Origin of the sequence: Prosthecobacter debontii, assembly GCF_900167535.1 — a bacterium.
In the GTDB taxonomy this organism is placed as follows: Bacteria; Verrucomicrobiota; Verrucomicrobiia; order Verrucomicrobiales; family Verrucomicrobiaceae; genus Prosthecobacter; species Prosthecobacter debontii.
The window spans coordinates 1-19,942 of the sequence record NZ_FUYE01000004.1 but is presented as its reverse complement, the minus strand read 5'-3'; the positions used below and the strand labels follow the sequence as shown (position 1 = coordinate 19,942).

The following is a 19,942-nucleotide window of genomic DNA, read 5'->3' as shown; positions in this document are numbered from 1 at the left end:
TGATGACCTCCTTTTCAGAAATCGCTTTTGCATCCAGACATCGGCGCAAGCATGGGTGGGAATCGTGCGTTGTTTCCATCCTTTTATGCTGTTCCGTTTGTTGCTCACCACCACTCTGCTCGCCACCTGCGCTTTGGCAGAGCCTGTCTCCCTGTTTGATGGCAAAACCTTCAAAGGTTGGGAAGGCGAGACCTCCAAAGTCTGGCGCATTGTGGATGGCACCATCGTCGGTGGTTCTTTGGAAGGAAATCCACAGAACGAGTTCCTCGCCACTCGGAAGCAATACCGCAACTTCCATCTCAAACTAGAATACAAGCTGGTCGGCACAGAAGGCTTTGTGAATGGCGGCGTGCAGTTCCGTAGCACACGCATCGAGAACCCACCGAACGAAATGATCGGTTATCAAGCGGACATCGGCGCCGGTTACAGCGGTTGTCTGTATGACGAATCCCGCCGCAAAAAGATGCTGGCCACCGCCGTGAAGGAAGTCATCGAACGCGCGGAGAAGCCCGGCGAGTGGAACACCTATGAAATCATTGCTGAGGCCGAACGCATTCGCCTCGTCGTCAATGGCGTGAGGACGGTGGATTACACCGAGCGTGCACCCGACATTGCCCCCAAGGGCTCCATCGCTCTCCAGATTCATGGCAAATGCAAAGCGGAAATCGCCTATCGTAACATCACGATTGAAGAGCTGCCGGATGCCCTCGTCCCGGGGGAGAAAGAAATCATGAATCGCTTTGGCAATCCCGAAGCAGGCACGACGGCCCACCAGCCTTTTAAAGACGGACAGTTCGTTCCTGAAAAAAGCGAAGTCATCGTGATGACAGGCCAGACCAACTTCGTCCGTGAACAGAAGTCCGGCGACCTGGAAAGCGTGCTCACTCAATCTCTCTCGGCCAAGGAGCCGCGCTTCCGCAGCATGGCCTGGGAAGGCGATACCGTTTATGAGCAGTGGCGCGATCTGAACTTCGGAGATTGGAAAGCTCAACTGCAAGCGACCGATGCAGGCATCGTCATCGCTCAGTTTGGTCAAGTCGAAGCCTTCGACGGCAAAGCCAAGTTGGCGGAGTTCACTTCGGCTTATCATCGCTTGTTAGACCAATTCAGCAGCGTTACGCCACGTCTGGTGCTGGTCGGCCCCATGCCTTTTGAAAAACCCACCGCTCAGCACGCTCCTGATCTGACACTGCGCAATGACGATGTGGCCCTGTATGCCAATGCCGTCCGCGACATCGCCCGTCAGCGAGGTGCCATCTACGTGGACCTGTTCACGCCGTTGTCCGAGCGTAACAGCAGCGCTCCGCGCCTCACCGACAACGGCCTCCATCTGAATGCTGAGGGGCTCAAAGTGGTGGCACGTTTGATCGCCTCACAGCTCGGTGTCTCCAGCAGCGATGCCGATGATCTCACCGCTCTGAAGGAAGCCATCGTCGAGAAAAATCGCCTCTGGTTTGACTGCTGGCGCCCAGCTAACTGGTCCTTCGTTTATGGCGACCGCGTGACGCAGATGTTTGGCAAACCCTCCGCAAATGCACCGTCACTGCGCGAGAGCTTTGAAAGCCACAAGCCTCTGGTCGCCAACCTGGATGCCCGCATTCACGCCATTGCACGCGGTGAAACACCACCTTCTGTCCCGACTCCCCCGCCCCTGCCGCCGATGGAGTCGGTGCTGACGGCCGAGCAGCAGCTCGCCAGCTTTACCTTGGCCGAAGGTTATGAAATCAATCTCTTCGCTTCGGAAGCGGAGGATGTGGCCAAGCCCACTCAGTTCTCATGGGATGAGCGGGGTCGGCTTTACGTCGCCTGCTCCCCCACCTATCCGCAGACACTGCCGGGGATCAAACCTTCCGACTATATCCTCATCCTGGAAGATACGGACCACGATGGTAAGGCAGACAAGTCCACCCGCTTTGCCGAAGGCCTCACCATGGTCCAGGGCGTCGAGCCTGGAGATGGCGGTGTGTATGTCTGTGACTTCGATCAAATCCTGCACCTCAAAGACACCGATGGGGATGGCAAGGCCGATGTGAAAACCGTGCTCTACTCGGGCTTCGGCATCGGAGACACCCACCAGCTCGTCAACTCCATCTGCCACGGCCCCGATGGCAGCCTGTGGTTCACCCAGGGCCTGCATGCTTACTCCCGCGTCGAGACCCCCAATGGGCTCGCGGTCTTGGAGAAAGCCGGGGTCTGGCAGTATAACAAACGCACGCAAAAGATGAGCGCCTACTTCAATGGCGGCAAAGCGGGGCATAACTGCTGGGGCGTGGCCTTTGACGATTACAATCAGGTCTTCCACAAAAGCGGAGATCGCCCTGCCGGTTACTTCAGCACCCCCGGTTTGATCGCCATCCGAGATCCCGATGAATATCACCCCACCGGAATGCTCTTCGATACCAGCCCGAAGACCAACTCCATTGACATCATCGGCACTCAAGCCATGCCGAAAGAAATCCAAGGCACGGCTCTCATCGGCGGTTACTTCGGCAATGTGGTCGAGTTGCATCGCTTTGAAGATGCAGGTTCCGGTTTCAAAACCACGCAGTTGCCCAAACTGCTCAAAAGCTCCGACACCTCCTTCCGTCCCGTGGATGTCAGCGTGGGTCCCGATGGCGCTCTCTATCTGTGCGATTGGTTCAACCCCGTCATCGGCCACTATCAGGCCAGCTATGCCGATCCTCGTCGTGACCGCCATCATGGCCGCATCTGGCGCATCACGGCCAAAGGCCACGCCGCCGTGAAACAACCCGCTTTGGCGGAGATGAGACCTGCGCAGCTTCTAGAACAACTCGCCTCCCCCGAGCGCTGGACGCGTTATCAAGCCAAGCGCCTGCTCTTTGATGGACCGACTCAGGACGTGCTCGCCGCTGCTGATGCCTTCATCGCCAAGACCACCGACGAGCATCAGCTCATGGACGTTTGCGGCATCTATGAAGCCCACGAAACCGCCAACGCCGCCCTGCTGAATCGCCTGCTTCAGGCCAAAGACTTCCGCGTGCGTGCCTATGGCACCCGTGTCATCGGCGCCTGGGCAGATCGTCTGCCAGATGCACTGGTCCTACTGGCGAAGAGCGCCAATGATGAGCATCCGCGTGTTCGCCTGGAGGCCGTGGTGGCGAGTGCCCGCGTGCCCAAAGCCGAAGCGGTGGAAATCGCCACGCAAGTGCTCGATCATCCCATGGATAAGTTTATCGATTACGCCCTTAAACAAGCCGTCAAAGCGCTCCAGCCGCAGTGGCACCCCGTCTTGGCCAAGCTCAGCTTCGGCGGCCAAGCCACCCATGCTGAATTCGTCAAAAAGATCGCCAACGCCGCCCCGGTCGTCGTTCACCCAGGCAAGGCCATTTATGACGCCTTGTGCCTGAACTGCCATCAGCCCGAAGGCAAAGGCCTCCCTGGAGTCTATCCGAGCCTCGTCGGCTGCGATTGGGTTCAGGGCGATCCAGCCCGCATCATCAAGATCGTGCTGCATGGTCTGAATGGTGCTATCCAGGTGAATGGCCAGGAGTTTAAACAACTCGCGCCCCTGCCCATGCCGCCCATGGGGCTGGATGATCAACAAACCGCCGATGTCCTGACCTACATCCGAGCCAATTTCGGCAACGAAGCGGCCGCCGTTACCGCCGATCAAGTCAAAGCCGTGCGCGCAGCCACCAGCGAGCGTACTGCCTTCTGGACCGAGGCGGAATTGAAGTGATTCAGCCAGGTGGTGAACAGGCCGATAGGAGCGCGGAGACCCTTCTCCGCCGTCTAAACCATGCGACGCAGTCGCCTAACGGATCAAGCCTGTGGGTCAGTCACAGCGCTGCGACCAATCCGCCCTCATGGAGAGGAGTGGCGGCTACGCCGCATCTTGTTTGGGTTTGCGGAGAAGAGTCTCCACGCTCCTCTCCCGACGGCTGGCTGAACTTTGCGAAGCCGTTTGTCCCTCGTGGAGTGCTTTAGCGGCATTCGCCCCGACGAACTTTGCGCACGTTTCCCAAGCCCCACGGCGCCGAATCGTGGGCAGTACTGACAGAATCGCGGGCAATTCCGGAGGACAAACGGGCTTGTTCGGCGCTATCGAGGCTTCCGATCAGGGTTTCACGGCTGAAAGAAGCCCTCGGGCTCGCGGGTATTTCTAGGCATGGCACACCTTCGGCTTGATCCCCCGAGGACGCTGCCGTTCTCCGTTCATGCCCCCCCGCCCCCTCCTTCTCCTCTCTTTCATCAGCACCCTGAGCCTGGTTTTCAGCCCAGCCTCCGAGGCCGCGACTGCACCCCACCCTGGACGTGTGATCTATGAGAAGCTTTGCCTGGAGTGTCATGGCGATCAGGGAGAAGGGGTCGTCGGTAAGTATGATGAACCGCTCATCGGTGATCGCAGCCTGGAAGCTTTGGCGCGCAAAATCGAGCGCACCATGCCCGAGGACAACGAAGACGCCTGTGTCGGGGCTGACGCTCAGCAGGTCGCCACCTACATGTATGAGGCCTTTTACTCGCCCGCAGCCCAGGCCCGCAATCGCCCGCCCGAGAAGGATCTCACCCGCCTGACCATTTCCCAGTATCGCACCAGCGTCATGGACCTCATCGGGCGCTTTCGCCAGGGGCCTGGATTTGATCGCCCCATCAACGCAGAGACGGGCATCAAGGCTATTTATCGCGGATTTGAAATCCCAGCTCCCGAAGAAAAGAAGCCCGAGCCGAAACTCCCCGAGCTGACCAAGCTGGAAGAACTCAAGGCCGCCAAAGCCGAGGAAAAGCTCATCGCCAAAGCCCGTGATGCCTTACGCAAAGCCGAGGAAAAACGCCTCCGCGAGCAGCGCGAACTCGAAGAGAAAAAGCTGAAAGAGCGCAAGACCTTCCGCTTTGAACGCACGGATGGTCACATCGCCTTCCACTTCGGCGCCGATAGCCCGGATAAGAGCAAGATGGTGGCCGATCAGTTTAACAACCGCTGGGACGGCAGCGTCGTGGCCGAGGAAACCGGTGTTTATGAATTCATCGTCAAAAGCGAAAACGGTGTCCGTCTCTGGGTGAACGACGACAAGAAAGCTCTCATCGATGCCTGGGTCAGTGCCGGCCCTCAAGTGCGGGAAGAAAAGAAGAGCATCTACCTCATCGGGGGCCGCGCCTACCGCCTCATCCTGGAGCACTTCAAATTCAAAGAAGCCTCCGCCTCCGTGGAACTCTGGTGGAAGCCGCCCTTCGGTATCCCGGAGATCATTCCCCAGCACGCGCTGCGCACGGATCGCCCTCAGCCACTGATGATCATCAGCACCAACTTCCCTGCCGATGACCGCAGCGTGGGCTATGAACGCGGCTCCAGCATCAGCAAGGATTGGGATCGTGCGACCACCGAAGCAGCCATCACCACTGCGGAGCATGTTTCCGAAAACCTGGACCGCCTGGCAGGCACCAAACCCGACGCTCAAGATCGAAACGACAAGCTCAAGAAATTCGCCCTGACCTTCGTCGAGACCGCGTTCCGTCGCCCCCTCACCGAAGAGCAAAAGAAGCTCTTCGTGGACAGCCATTTCGAACTTGCCAAGAGTCCTGACCTTGCCGTGAAGCGGATCGTCCTTCTCGCGCTCAAGTCCCCCCGCTTCCTTTATCCTGATCTGCGTGAAAACGATCAACCCGATGACTATGACGTGGCCAATCGTCTGGCCCTCATGCTTTGGGATTCTCTCCCCGACAAAAAGCTCACTCAAGCAGCCGCCGAGAAGAAGCTGCACACTCGCGATCAAGTCAAAACTCAGGCATGGCGCATGGTCAGTGATCCCCGAACCAAAGCCAAGCTGCATGGCTTCTTCCATCATTGGTTAGACCTGGAGCACGCGGAAAACACAGCCAAAGATCCCAAGGCCTTCCCTGCCTTCACTCAGGATGTGCTCGCCGACCTCCGCCAATCTCTCCTTCAATTCATCGATCAGGTCGTCTGGAGTGACAAATCCGACTATCGTGAGCTCCTGCGAGCCGATTACATCCTGCTCAATGGACGCCTCGCCAAAGTCTATGGCCAGAATGTGCAAGGCGAGGAATTTCAAAAGGTCGGCTTCGATCCGAAACAACGCGCCGGCATCGTCACCCATCCTTACCTGCTCGCCTCCATGGCCTACAGCAAGCAGACCTCTCCGATTCACCGTGGCGTCTTCCTCACTCGCAACATCGTCGGCATGTCCTTGAAGTCGCCCCCCATGGCGGTGGCCTTCGATGAAAGCCACTTCGACCCCACGCTGACCATGCGGGAGAAGATCACGGAACTGACGAAGAACAACACCTGCATGTCCTGCCATGCCAGCATCAATCCCCTGGGGTTCAGCCTGGAGAACTTCGATGCCATCGGCCGCTGGCGCACCCAGGATAACAACAAGCCCGTCAACTCCACCACCGACTTCGCCACCGAAGAAGGCAAGACCATTCGCCTCACCGGCCCACGCGACATCGTCAATTATGTCGCTGACAATCCCGCCGGTCATCGCGCCTTCATCCGCAATCTCTTCCATCACACCGTCAAGCAGCAGATCCCAGCCTACGGCCTCCATGCTATGGAAGAACTCCAGCGTGGCTTTGCCAACTCCGGCTGCAACATCAAGCAGCTCCTGGTGGACATCGTCCTCACCGCCACCCTGGATGGAGTTCCTGCAGAATCGCCACCCGCCTCCAAACCGAAACCTTCACCAACTCAGGCGAAACCTGCAACGACAGCGGCGAAACCCGCCCCAACTCCCGCAGCGAAACCCACCTCTCTTCCAGCCCCCACGCAGTCCGTAGTTAAACCCACTCCTGCACCAGCCGACAATCCCCCTTCGGCGACTTCATCACCCAAACCTGCGCCAGCAGCCCCCACAGCAGCCAAGCCCGACCTCCCAGCTCCACCGGCACCGCCCAAGGCATTACCACCCGCATCGGCAGCACCTCAGCCCAAGCTCACCGCAGCCCCGGCCTCTGCAGCGACTCCCGCCAACGACCTTGTAAAATAAGTCGCCGCTTTCTTTCTCGGGGAAAGACGCGCCCGTGAGCACATGCTGAAGAACAAGGCACTTAACGCTGAGCCCCTTCATCGATAGCGCCACTCGCATTTAAATCTTGTCCCTATTCATCTTCAGTAACCCTTTGAATGATCCGAATCGATTGGATATTTTCACGCCATATCGGTTGATTCCATTGCTGAATGATCAGGAAGTTTAAAGCCATGACTCAAGCACCCGCCCCTTCCCCACCCCTTTGTTTGACGGACCTTCTAACGGATTCTTGGCCGGAAATAACCGCTGCCTATCGCTCGGATATCGATATTGCAGCACACTACTTATACTGTTAGCCCAAGAAATGAATCTCCCATTCACACCAACTTGGGCGAAAGTCGCATCCCAGAAGGAGGGCTTCGGGCAGTTCCATTACATCTTCGACAAGGACGTGGAGAAGGAGTGGAAGAAGGGATATTATCAACTGAACATGGGGCGGCAGATGGCAGTCCGCTTCTGGTGGTTGACGGCCGAACTCAACAACGGTGGCTTGGATCAGTATTTTTGGAACAGCAGTGGGGATTTCGCCTCCGACACGATCGAGGATTTGAGGCAGATCGGACAGGACCCAGCAGCAGAGATCCTCGTGAACGCATCACGAAAGCTTTTTGGTGATTCGGAACCACCTCGGGAGACCATACCGCGTAGAGCAGCAATCGAGGCATATTACGGGACGCACCCATTCAATGACGACGATGATCGGGAGCGCCTTGCGATCCTTGAGGGTAAGGCGAGCTTGGATCAGGAGACTCGACAACTGGATGCGATTCAGAAGGGTATCGTCATCGCACTTGTCACTTGGATGAATGCCAACAGGAATGAGTTCACCCACATAAAAGACAACGGCTAACAAGGCGTCGCTCTCAACACCTGCCCCGCTTCGAGTTCAACTTGTCATGACCATTCAAACCGCAACCCACCGTCGAAGCCTCGCTCTCGGGCAAGTGTGAGAGGACTTCGACGTTATCCAAAAAATGGAGCCGATCATCCGCGCAATTCTTGACTCGAACCTTCCCGAGGTGCGGAGGTTGATGGCTAGTGACGCGAAGGCGGCTTGGACGAAGTCGGAGAGTGGGCGGACACCTGCTCAGGTAGCCTACGCATCTGGGAACTTTCCGGCGACCGCCGCCATTCTCCGGAGTACACCGCAGTGTATTGACGAGATTCCGACTTCGCCGACTGAATTGCTTGAGGATCTGATCCGAGATTTCTCGCAATCGACTCTCTGCTCGGAATGGAATCAGAACATTGAGTTCGACCTTTGGGCATTGGTGATCGAAGACCCAGAATACAAGCGGGATTATGACCGATATTTGGCTGTTGATCGGGCGTCGCTGGGTGACATTGGATGGATTGCTTCTTGGGCTGAAGGCTGGTTCCATTGGCCTGATTCCGAGGATTCGCCAAAATTTATTTCGATGACGGACTGGGAAGACCACTACCAACAGAAAACCAAGAGATAACAAGTCGTCGTTCTCAACACCTGCCCCGCTTCGAGTTCAATCCGCCATGACCATTCCACCGTCAACCCACAGTCGAAACCTCGCTCTCGGGCAGGTGTGAAAGGAATTCGATGCTAGGCAAAATGAGCTGTCCCTACTTCATAGTTCACGCGGTAAAAACGAACAATAGCGTCGCGCTGGTCGACGGACGGCTTTGCGAGGGTCCCCTAAAAGTCGGCCATCTCTTTAACCGTTCTTTCTCCAGTGTGGATGCATGGCAAAAAAGAGAGAATGGCGTCCCCTGTGCGTTAGTCGTTCAGCGAATCGAAGCCTATCAGGATACACTCGACGAGCTGTCGGCCGGAATGACGGCTCGTCTTTCGATCGTCGGCAGTCACCTGTCCGCGGTGAAGCCAACTTCCGTAATCGAATGATGGAAAAGCCCAACAGGGCGCTAGAGCCAACACCATCATCCGTCGTCGTGACTGGCCTCTGCCGGTCCGCCAGAAAGATGAACCTACCCTAGAAACTTGAGCGAAGTCCACGAGGGGAAATGCTCCCTCGCCGACGCTGTTTCGAACGTGGGTCTCGTTTTTTCAAGAGGGGCGAGATGTCTGAAATCCAGGCTAGTTTTTTCCGAAGTTTGTCCGGCTTACCTTCTCTGTCCTATCGGGCCATTGCATAGGATGACGGCTGGGCTGAGTCATCATTTGCTCGTCTGGTTTCGCCGCGTATGTCTGGGGGGACTATGCTCCGCCTTTTGTTTCCGCTGCTGTTCCTCGGCTCTTCGTTGTCCTGGGCTCTGGAAGTCCGTGTTTCAGAAACTTTGACACCTGCTCAGGCGCTACACCAGGTGCGTGAGGCACGGAAAGCGGGAGATGCTTCCCCGGCGACGATTGTTTTCCCCACGGGATGGACCGTGCTGACGCAGCCCTTGTTGCTAGAGGCCGGAGATTCGAATCTCACCGTGATAGGAAACGATAGCACGCTGACGGGAGCCCCAGAGGTCTCCGGTTGGGAAAAGCATGCAGGAGAGATTTTAAAAGCAGATGTCGCAAAGCTGCTGCCCAAGGACTTTCTGCCACGTCAATTGCTCTTCCAAGGGGAACGGCAAATCCTCGCTCGCTACCCTAACTTCGACGCCAAAGATCCACTCTATGGCGGCTGGGCCTTTGTGGATGAATTTGGACCCACAGGGGCACCGGACGGACATCTGTGGAAACGCACGCTGTATGTCAAACCGCAGGATGTGCGGAAGTGGGCGCACCCTGAGGAGGTGGAAATCGATATCTTTGCCCAATATGGCTGGTGGAATTTTGTGGAGCCCATCCTGTCATTGGACGCCGACTCACGTTTACTGACGCTGAAGAAAGATTGCTCGTATGATCTGCATCCGCATAACCGCTACCACTTTCAAAATGCGCTGGAGGAGCTGGATGCGCCTGGAGAGTGGTTTTATGACAAACGCACGGGCCTACTTTATTTCTGGCCACCAACCACAACGACGAGCGACATCCGCCTGCCGGTATTGGAGTCTTTTTTCAAGATCAAAGGGGCCAACAACATCGCGATCCGAGGTTTAACGATGACAGGCTGCTACGGCAGCGCAATCACCTTTGAGCGAGCCGAGGATTGTCGGGTGGAAAAGTGTGTGATCACTCAAGTGGGAGCTTTTCACGGCAGCGGTGTGGGTGTGAGCGATGGCAAAAACGTGCGCATCTGCCACTGCGAAATCAGCTACACTGGCAGCAACGGCATCAGTCTGAGTGGCGGAGATCGCAAGGCACTCACAGGTCCAGGGCATGTGGCCGAGGATTGCCACATTCATCACATGGGGGTCTTTAACAAGAACGCCTGCGGGGTGAGTCTCTACGGCGTGGATAACACCGTTCGCCATTGCCACATTCACGATGGCCCACGCATGGGCGTGCAGATGAGTGGGAACAATCTCATTGTCGAGTATAACCATTTGCATCACCTCTGCCTGGAGACTCAGGATGGCGGGGCCATTTACACCGGGGGCCGAGACTGGATCAGCAGCCGTGGCAGCAAGTGGCGCTACAATCTCATTCATGACGTGGTGGGGTGCGGCCAGGAAGCCGGAGGCCTGAAGCATCCTTGGTTTACCTTCGGCCTCTATCCCGACGACAACAGCGGCGGCTTGGACATCATCGGCAACATCGTTTTCCGCGTAGCACATACGCCGATCCACATGCACAACTCGCGTGATTGCCTGGTGGAAAACAACATCTTTGCCCTCGGCGGTAAGTTCCAATTCGACTTGCATGGCTGGACTCAGCAACAGCGCTTCTACAGCAGTCACATCGGCACCATGATCAAGGGTTATGAATCCGTGCAGGGTCAGTCGGCCTGGAAAGACATGCGCGGCATGGATCTCCATCCGAAAGACGCTATCCGCGCTGATGGCACCATGATGAGTGGAAACGTCGTGCGCCGAAACATCATGTTCAGTGATGCCCCCGGCATCAAGTATGGTGATCTGCGCAATGTCTCGACCGAGTGGAATGTCATCGATCAAAATCTCGCTTGGGCCAATGGCCATCCCATCACGACCGGCATCAACAAGGTGGGTCCCGATAAACCCGACGCACCAATCTACAGCGAAGACTTTGATAGCGCAGCCGCTGACAAAACGCCGAAAGGCTGGGGCTTCAACCATCGGCCTAACCCACAGGTTCAACTTGTCGCCGCAGAGGGCGCTCTGCGAGTGGACTGTGCCTTGAGCGATGACCCCAAGAACCCCAAAAGCGTCTTCCACGGCCCCGACATTCCAATCAAACCCGGAGCCGCCTATCGCATTCGTTTGCGCGTCAAAAGCACGGAACCTACCGCGAAGCTCAGTCTAGCTCTGGCCTCTTTTAAAAATGGTGAAGGCTACTGGCAATCCACCAGCAACAGCGTCACAGCCAGTTCTGAATGGCAGGAAGTGGAAGGCACGGGCCGCATGCCACGCGAAAACGAAGCAGCCTGGAAACCTTGGATGACCTACTTCTGGCTACGCATCGATGTCCATGAACCCAAAGGCCAGGTCTTCATTGACGACGTCCGCATCACCGAATGTGAACCTCTCGACGAATGGACTTCCTGGCAAGCCGAAGGCTGGGACAAGCACAGCCTCGTCGCCGATCCTTTGTTCGTGGACTGGACCCAAGACGACTTCCGCCTCAAGCCCGAGTCCCCTGCCTTCAAGCTCGGCTTCAAAGCCATCCCCGTAGAGAAGATCGGTGTTCGGAAATAAATAGCTCTCGATCTTTCAAGCACGACGGCGACGCATCACGAATCCAACCACAGCAAAGCCCAACAGCATGGCCCGTCCAGGCTCGGGCACCATAGCGACTGACAACACGCCATGGGTGTAGAGTTGGCTGAAATCCCACTCCAACTCTGAGGATAAGGTTGGCAGATCGAACTGGGTAAAGCTGCCTTGGAGACTGGAGAGATTCGACCAATCAAATAACTTCCAAGAATCGCCAGCCGCGAAGGTGGTGACGTTGCTAAGATTGAGCACCTGAAGCGTGGCTCCAGTGCCCAGCACCACAGCACCGCCTATGCTGACACGATCCGCAGCCGCAGCATCTCCGGTGTTATCGCCCAGACCAACACCGCCAAACAGATCCAAGGACAACACCGCATCTTCCAACAATGATAAGCTGCCCAAGCCGGAAGTCTGAAGTGTCAGCAGGCCAGCCGCCATACCATCCAAGCCCACACTGAGGCGGCCCCCAGTAAGCGTGATGGATTGCCCCGTCGCTGGCGCGATACGGCCACTTCCGCCCAAAGTGGCATTTGCCGCCACGGTGATGGTGCCATACCCGGCAGGGGAGCCGACACCGTTGGGGTTGTTAACCAGCAGGCTACCTGAAAGCACCCGCGTGCCGCCAGTCAGAGCATTGTTATCATTGCTCAGCACAGAGACACCACTCACACCATTGGTGACGGTCAGCGAACCGTTCCCACTGATCAATGCGCTGACCTCATGACGATCACTCCGTGACAGGCCGAGGACGCCTGGGGATTGCACCATAATCGGCCCTGCATTGATGCTGCCCCCTGTGCCGCCGTTCCCCAATTGCAGGAGGCCATTCGAGATTATCGTGCCACCCGTGTGGGTGCTGGTGCCCGTGAGAATCCAGGTGCCAGTGCCATTCTTCTCCAGCTGAACCGCTTTCGGGTTGGCAACGGTTAATTCGGGAATGCTGACGATCTCATTCGCGCCTGTATTTGTGCCACCTAACCGGAAGATAAGTTGCGCCTTGTTGTTTCCGCCCACCGTGAAGGGAGCCGTGAATTTGACGGTACCTGTGCCTGTATTTTCAAGCGTCGCAATGGCATAGGCGACATCTCCCTCGGGATCACTGTTGGCAAGATAGAGGGGACGGTTGGTCACCGAGTCCGTGCTTCCAATGTAACGGATGGTCGCGTTGGCCGTATAACCGACCGAACTCGTGGTCTGTGTGCCCATGTCGATGATCGCAGCCGCTGCATTGTAGCTACCTGTGCCAAGCGAACTGGCTTCACCGATATTCGCCAACTTCTCAACCTCGACGGTATTTCTCAGCAGGGTGACTTTACCGATGAAGGTGTTCACTGGGCCGAGCTGTAGCGTGCCCGCAGAAAGAGTCAGACTGAGATTATTCTCATTGGGACCGCTACCGCCCAGGAAACCACGGCGAAAATCATGCACACCATCGGCATAATGGTGAAAAGAGGACATTGCCGTCGCTCCTCCGACTACTGCATTCGCCGTCCCTGTGCCTTCGATACGCAGCCCCCCCCATGGATTCATGGCTACCGCGCCACTGCCAATGACCAGCTTAGCACTGACATCATTCGAACCCAGAATGAAATCGGCAGAAGGATAAAGCGGGTAGGTAATCGCGGAGCCTGTGCCCGAGACAAGCTGCAGAATACCTTCGCGAATGCGTGTGGTGCCCGTGTAGGTCCCGCCTGTCGTGTAAGTGGTCGTTGACTCCAGGATCAGTGTGCCGGGCCCTGTCTTTGTCAGCCCCGTAGCCCCGGGTGATGCTGCAGCATTGTTGGTGATTTTAGAGGTGATACGCAATGGCGCTGCCGTGTTGTTTTGAATGATCACCAGATCCGTGGCAGAGGCCGGTGCACGCAGGAAGGCCGTGGAGATCACTGTCTCAAAAGCACCGACAGCAGGTGTCACCAAAATGCCGCCAGTGGTGAGATAACGCCCACCCGTTGTATCCTGAGTCAATGTCGTGGCCTGAGCCGTGTTGAAGCGCAGTGTCGCCACCGAAGTATCCGCACTGAGAGTCGTCAAAGGCTCGATAGCATCAATGTTGGCTGCCGCTGCTAGTGAACTCGCAGCGCTGGCTGTGTAGAGGTTCAAGCTGGATAAACCAACGATATTACGCACGCTCGACACAGCAGTGGTCGTCGCCGCCCAATCATTGAGCCCGACTGTGGCATAAGCAACACCGCCCGTGCCTGTCAGCAAAGCGTTGTTGGTTCCACTGGTGGTGGTGATGGCACCCGTCGTCGGCAACTCAAGAGCGAGAGTGCCTCCCGCACTGCGGGTGATGGTTGTGAAGCTCAGATTGACTTGGGTCGCTCCATTCTGCACCACACGGATCGCATTCGGTCCTCCGACCGTGTAAGCCCCCAAAGCCTGGGATACAGAAGCTCCGCTCTTACCAGTGAGTTTCAGGACGCCCGCGTTCTGGGTCATCGCCCCGGCGGTGACTCCGTTGTAAAGAATGTTGGACGTCGGGGCCGTGGTCGGTGAGAAGTCCAGGTTCAAGGTGCCGCCATTCAACGTAAAGGCCCCCGTGGAAATGTTACTTCCTTGGAGGGTCAGCTCCCCGGATCCTTCTTTCAGGGTCGTGCCACTCGAGGTCGAAATACGCCCAGTCACCGTGATATTACCTGCGCCGCCAAAAGTCAGCGCATGGGTGCCCGAAATCACCACCGTGGTGGCTGCGGCCCCTACGATGGTTAGTGAACCCGAATCCGCGACCAGCTTCGACGGAGACGCTTGGGTAATCGACCCTGTGATTGTGTTATTGCCCGCAATGGAACGGAAGACGCCTTCGCCACCCAATCCCGAACCTGCGACCGTAAAACTGCGTGTCATTGTCAATCCGCCATTGAGGCGTAGCGAGGCATTCTCAAGGACCGTGATCGTGCCTGTAGTTCCGAGCGCATTGGCATGCCGGATTTCCAAAGCACCCCCCGCAACGGAAGTTCCACCCGTATAAGTGCTCGCAGCTGTCAGAACTGTCAGCGATCCCGGCACGCCATTGATTTGGAGGGTAACCGCACCATTGCTTCCTGTGCCGTTGTTCACGATAGGCGAGTGGATGGTTAAAACACTATTCTTCGTTTGATTGCTCAGGATCAAATGACCGGTGGCATTGGCGACTGTGCCCCCCGCCGACAGGCTGCCGCTAGCGCCTAATTCCCCAAAGGTAAGGTCACCCGCCCCAGGAGCCATTTGGATGCCACCGACCACCCCCAACCGCAGCGTTTTACCCGTTCCTAGAGCTACGGCACGTGCGGCTGAATCCGTCAGTGTCAGCGTGCCCAATCCCGTGGTGCCTGCGGCCAAGTCCACCGCACCGCTCGAAGCGTCCGTAACCCGCAGGTGACTATCCGCAGGAAGCGTGCTCAGATCCATACCTGTGGTGTAGTCTGTGTCCCCCGTGAAGGCCTCCAGCTCACCACCCACGGCACTTGCCCAGTGAGATTCACCGTTGGTATCGATCACGGTGGCCCACGGCCCGAGAAAGCCATCAGCATTGCCGACTTGAATCGAGCCCGACTGCGGCTTGATGAGCGTCAGCAAACCGTTACCTGTGCGTGCAAGGCTCCCTAACGTCAGGTTTACACTACCGCCCGCTCCTGATGTGGCACTGATAGTGCTGCGCAGACCGCTAGCGGTCACATTCCCAAAGCGCTGTGAGTTAGCTGTCGAGGCCTTGCCATTGACCTGCAACACCGTGACGGACCCGGTGCCACCGATCAGATTCAATGGACCCGCCGTCGGGACATTGTTGTAAATCAAGTCGTTAACGGGGGCTGCTGCAGCGGAGAAATCGAGAATGTTGATACCACCGGCAAATCCACTGCGACCCAAGGTGGTAGCCCCGGTATAGTTGCTGGGGGCAGCCAAGGTAAAGGTTCCTGTCCCCACCCCTGGAGCGTATCGGCCGAAACCAAGCCCCGGAGAGGCCTCCGTAATGCCGCCTGTGATGAGGGTTCCCGTGATGCCTCCCGTGTTGGTTTGGATAGCGGCATCAGCAGTCAGAGTGATCAATCCGCTCAGGGTGGTATTACTCGCATCCACACGAATCGCGCCATACTGGTTGGCACCGCCAAAGCCTGCGATTTCGAAAGGCTTGTTGTAGTTCCCCGCACTGGTCATTGAAAAAGTGCCATTGGCTTCCACGACGATTTTGTCCAGGGCACCGAAAGTATTTGGATTGCCGCGCAGGAAGATGCCACCGTTCGCTCCCCCCACCGTGAGTGTTCCGGTGAGTTGCGGATTCGACGTCATCAAGAAAGTGATGAACTGCGTGGTAGTGCCGCCCGATTTACGCACGGTCAGATTGGTCCCTTGAATCGAGAGTGCCGATCCCATCGTCACGAAAGGGGAGCCCCCTGAAGAGCCGTCGGCCATCGTAATGACGCCATTCGTTCCGAAATCCAGCACTCCTGCGGTGCCTCCATTGAGCGTGTATTGCTGACCGCTAACTGACTGGGCGGTGGTTATCAATGAAGCAAAATCAATCCCGCCGAGCTTCATCGTGCCGTAGATAGTGACGGTATTAGCCGATACGCGCGCGGCATTACCAAATCGAGCAATCGACGTGTAAGTATTCGCCCAAGTCCCATTAGCATTGAGTTCGTCACGCCAGTTTAATCCCGTCGTGTTCCAGTCACCTGTGCCATTGGTGATGCCATTGGAGGCATTTGCATCCGCATCCCAATCGTAAGTGACGGTTTGCGCAGTCAGTCCTGAGATTAGAACACTTAGAAAACACAATGCTGATAGGAGACGATGGGGGGGGAACATCATATTCGCCGCCACAGCACTGGACATGCCAGCGCCAGCTCACCCACCCCCAGTTGCACACAATAGTATGGCAAGACGCTTCACCACAGCAGGCGGCTCAGCTTCTTCATCAGAGAAGGCTGTGGAGCCCAACCTAGTGCCACTTCGGATAAGTGTTCCCATAAGTTGGCACTTCTCCCAAACCTTATCCGAAACGCCCGACCAACCTGTTCAAAGGCGCTTGCGATTGCGGTCAATAAGCTGCGGATCCGCCAAATGCATAACCCATAAAATGTTTACTTTCATCGCCCCTTCTCTGCAGCACCCACATCTGGAGCACGCCCGTGATAGTAGCCCTTCTCACAGCCAGGTAGCGGCTTCCCATTCCGGTAGGTGGAGAGATCGAGTCCTTTATCCTCAGCGGCGCTTGCATCTTTCGTTATCAGATTGTTGGACTCCGTGAAGTCGCGTGGCGGAGTGCCTTTGCGTTGCTCAAAGAATCCATCGCGCACATTAAGAGCGAGGTTATTCAGCACATGCCACTTGGGGGTCGCAAAGTTCCGCATGGCATTGAAGGACGAGTAAACGATGGCCGCGTCATCTCCGCCTTCGAAGGTGTTGTGATAGATGTAACCCTCCGCAGGTGAGGAATCCATGCTGAACCACAGATTGAAAGGTGTGCCTTCGATGAGATGGTTGTGATGCACGAAGACAGGACCGATGCGTGGCACCTTGAACCGGAAGCCACCATGCGTGTGCCGCAGCGTATTGTGGTGCACATTCACCTCGATGCAGCCCGTGCCCAGCTCGATGCCCGAATCTCGTGTATTTTCGATCACGTTGTAGGCGATCTCGGTTCCGCGCCCGCTTTCGGCATCAGGCAAGGGTTTATCCAGCGACTCGGCGCGATAATCCCCCAAACAGATGCCATCAAACACACGATCAAAACGGTTGTTCAAGATGCGATTGGCCACGCCTGGCTCGATCAGATCAATGCCCACTCGGTCATACTTGCCGACGTCTTTGTGCAAGCGCCAGATCTCATAGTTCTCACGGCGTATTTCATTCGTCGCCCGCCAATCTTCCAAGGCCCCGCGTGTTAAAGCACAGTTCTCGACCGTGCATTGGGATGCGCCGTCGGTGATTAAAATGCCCGTGTCCTCATACGAATCGACTCGGCACTTACGGACCACGCAGTCTTTCGCACCTTTCCCCAATTCGATCGCGGTTTTGCCACCTTGAAAGGTCAGCCCCTCCACAACCACGCCTGAGGCTCCGATTTCAATCAAGGGTTTGTTAGACCGCACCACCGCGAGTTCCGCTTGTGCTGGCGATGCACCCTCCTTCCAGCGCAGATAGGCTCGCTTCTCCTGGGGGTGATACATCCAGAGCGCCTGAACTTGCTTAAACCCACTCAACGGCGTTCCTTTCTCCAATAGAGTTTGCCAGTGCCATTCCCCTGCTTTCTGGGCCCGATCCCAGCGGATCTCGGCGATGAACGCCCCCGCAGCCAACAGGCCCTCCGGCTGTTTTTTCAGCTCAACCGAGAAAACATCGTTCATCCCCGCGACAGGCTGCCAGTCTGCTTTCAAAGGATCACTTCCCTCTAATATGGCCCCTGGCTCCCCACGCAGGATGATCGCTTTCGAGAGCTTCACAGCCTCCCGATAAATCCCGGCCTCTAGAATCACGGTGTCACCTGCCTCAGCCACAGCCACTGCATCGGCGAGAACCGTAGAGGACACTGTCGCCTTCACTCGAATCTCCTCTGCGGAAGCCCAAGTAACGACTGAAAAAACGGCGAGGAGGAGTGGCAGGGAGATGAGCCGCATAGGAGAGGCGGAGGAGTAAGCTCGGCCACTGAATCGTCAAGCAGGCGACATAAAAATGCATCTTTAGGAGCGACATCCCGCCATCCCACCTTCCCTCTGCAAGAAAACCCTTTATCAGTGCGTAGCTCGTTGTCCCCCCATTTGATCATCCCTGATGAAAGCTCTGAACCGCCGTCAATTCCTCCGCGACCTCGGGATCTCTGCCACCGCCTTACCCTTCCTGGCAGGCCTACCGAGCATCACCGGTGCACCGGCGCCGCAAAAGCGGCAGCGGCTCATCATCATGTTCTCTCCGAACGGCACCGTGCCTGGCGAGTTTTGGCCGGATCAAGAGGGCGATGGTTTTGAACTCAAGTCCATCCTGAAGCCGCTGGAAGCCTTTAAGGATAAGACCCTGATCCTGCACGGCATCGCCAACAAGGTGCGTGGGGATGGCGACAACCACATGCGCGGCATGAGCTGCCTGCTCACCTGTGATGAACTGCTGAAAGGCAACATCATGGGCGGTGGTGGCAACCCCGCAGGCTGGGCCAGCAGCATCTCCATTGATCAGGAGATCAAAAACTTTCTCCAGAGCCGTCCCGAAACTCGTACACGTTTTGGCTCTCTGGAATTCGGTGTGGCCGTGCCAGATCGGGCCGATCCCTGGACTCGCATGAGCTACGCAGGTGGCAACCAACCCGTGGCTCCTGTGGATGATCCACACCAGATGCTGAGCAAGCTCTATGGGCGCATGAAGGACAAGGAGAGCCTCGTCAGCATCCTGGACGATGTGCGCCAGGACCTGAAGCGCGTGTCTTCCAAACTCAGTGCTCGTGATAAAGCCCTGCTCGATCAGCACATGAGCCTCGTGCGTAGCCTGGAGCAGGACCTGGAAAACGCCGACAAACAAGGCGCCCTGGCCCACCCGGTGCCGCAGATCGATCCCAGCATCGAGCTGGTGAATGACAACACACCCGAGATCAGCCGCATTCAGATCGATCTCCTGGTCAATGCGCTGGCCAATGACATGGCCCGCGTGGCCACCCTCCAGTTCATGCGATCCGTCGGCATGGCCCAGATGCGCTGGCTGGGCATTGAAGAAGGCCACCACTCCCTCTCCCACGATCCCGATGATAACAAGGACAGCTATGCCAAGCTGATGAAGATCAACACTTGGTTCGCCGGTGAATTCGCTTACCTGGCCAAGCGCCTTAGTGAAACCCCGGAAGCCACCGGTGAAGGCAGCATGTTAGACAACACACTGCTTGTCTGGACCAATGAACTCGGCAAAGGCAACAGCCACACCCTCGACGACATCCCTTACGTCATGGTCGGCGGTGGTTGTGGCTTCAAGATGGGTCGCAACCTGAAGTTCGACAAAGCCGCCCACAACCGCCTCTGGATGACCGTCGCCCACTCCATGGGCCACACCGGCCTGAAGACCTTTGGCAAAGCAGAACTCTGCGAAGGAGGCCTGCTGAATCTGAGCTAGAGCATATTAAATAATTCTATAGCGTAACAAGAGGGAGTGTGAGATAGTCTGAGCATGGCCACTCTTTCTCTGGATTTACGTGAACGTATCGTCAAAGCCTATGATCAAGGCGAGGGCACTCAACCCGAGATCGCTCGCCGCTT

8 protein-coding genes are annotated in these 19,942 nt (G+C 56.8%); 6 read left to right on the top strand and 2 right to left on the bottom strand.

Annotated features, from left to right (window positions below; translation table 11 throughout):
* The first annotated feature begins 85 nt into the window (after positions 1–85).
* The 5 genes from B5D61_RS06825 to B5D61_RS06800 all read left to right on the top strand — a co-directional run bounded on the left by B5D61_RS06825 (position 86) and on the right by B5D61_RS06800 (position 11,711).
* Positions 86–3,700: a PVC-type heme-binding CxxCH protein gene (locus tag B5D61_RS06825; protein ID WP_078812589.1), complete on the top strand. Its 3,615-nt coding sequence runs from the start codon at positions 86–88 to the stop codon at positions 3,698–3,700.
* 478 nt (positions 3,701–4,178) lie between these two features.
* Positions 4,179–6,968, top strand: coding sequence for a DUF1592 domain-containing protein (locus B5D61_RS06820; protein ID WP_078812588.1), 2,790 nt, complete (start codon positions 4,179–4,181; stop codon positions 6,966–6,968).
* A gap of 346 nt (positions 6,969–7,314) precedes the next feature.
* On the top strand, positions 7,315–7,860 hold the full coding sequence (locus B5D61_RS06815; protein ID WP_078812587.1) for a DMP19 family protein: 546 nt from the start codon (positions 7,315–7,317) through the stop codon (positions 7,858–7,860).
* A gap of 124 nt (positions 7,861–7,984) precedes the next feature.
* On the top strand, positions 7,985–8,473 hold the full coding sequence (locus B5D61_RS06810) for a hypothetical protein (RefSeq protein WP_078812586.1): 489 nt from the start codon (positions 7,985–7,987) through the stop codon (positions 8,471–8,473).
* 727 nt (positions 8,474–9,200) lie between these two features.
* Positions 9,201–11,711, top strand: a complete 2,511-nt coding sequence (locus B5D61_RS06800; protein ID WP_176159265.1) for a right-handed parallel beta-helix repeat-containing protein — start codon at positions 9,201–9,203, stop codon at positions 11,709–11,711.
* A 15-nt stretch (positions 11,712–11,726) separates the two neighbouring features.
* On the opposite strand, the gene B5D61_RS06795 is transcribed toward B5D61_RS06800, so the two are convergent.
* Positions 11,727–16,517: a beta strand repeat-containing protein gene (locus B5D61_RS06795; protein WP_217698933.1), complete on the bottom strand. Its 4,791-nt coding sequence runs from the start codon at positions 16,515–16,517 to the stop codon at positions 11,727–11,729.
* A 278-nt stretch (positions 16,518–16,795) separates the two neighbouring features.
* Positions 16,796–18,325, bottom strand: coding sequence for a right-handed parallel beta-helix repeat-containing protein (locus tag B5D61_RS06790; protein WP_078812582.1), 1,530 nt, complete (start codon positions 18,323–18,325; stop codon positions 16,796–16,798).
* A 154-nt stretch (positions 18,326–18,479) separates the two neighbouring features.
* Between B5D61_RS06790 and B5D61_RS06785 the strand changes: the two genes are divergently transcribed.
* Positions 18,480–19,799, top strand: a complete 1,320-nt coding sequence (locus tag B5D61_RS06785; RefSeq protein ID WP_078812581.1) for a DUF1552 domain-containing protein — start codon at positions 18,480–18,482, stop codon at positions 19,797–19,799.
* Positions 19,800–19,942 lie beyond the last annotated feature (143 nt).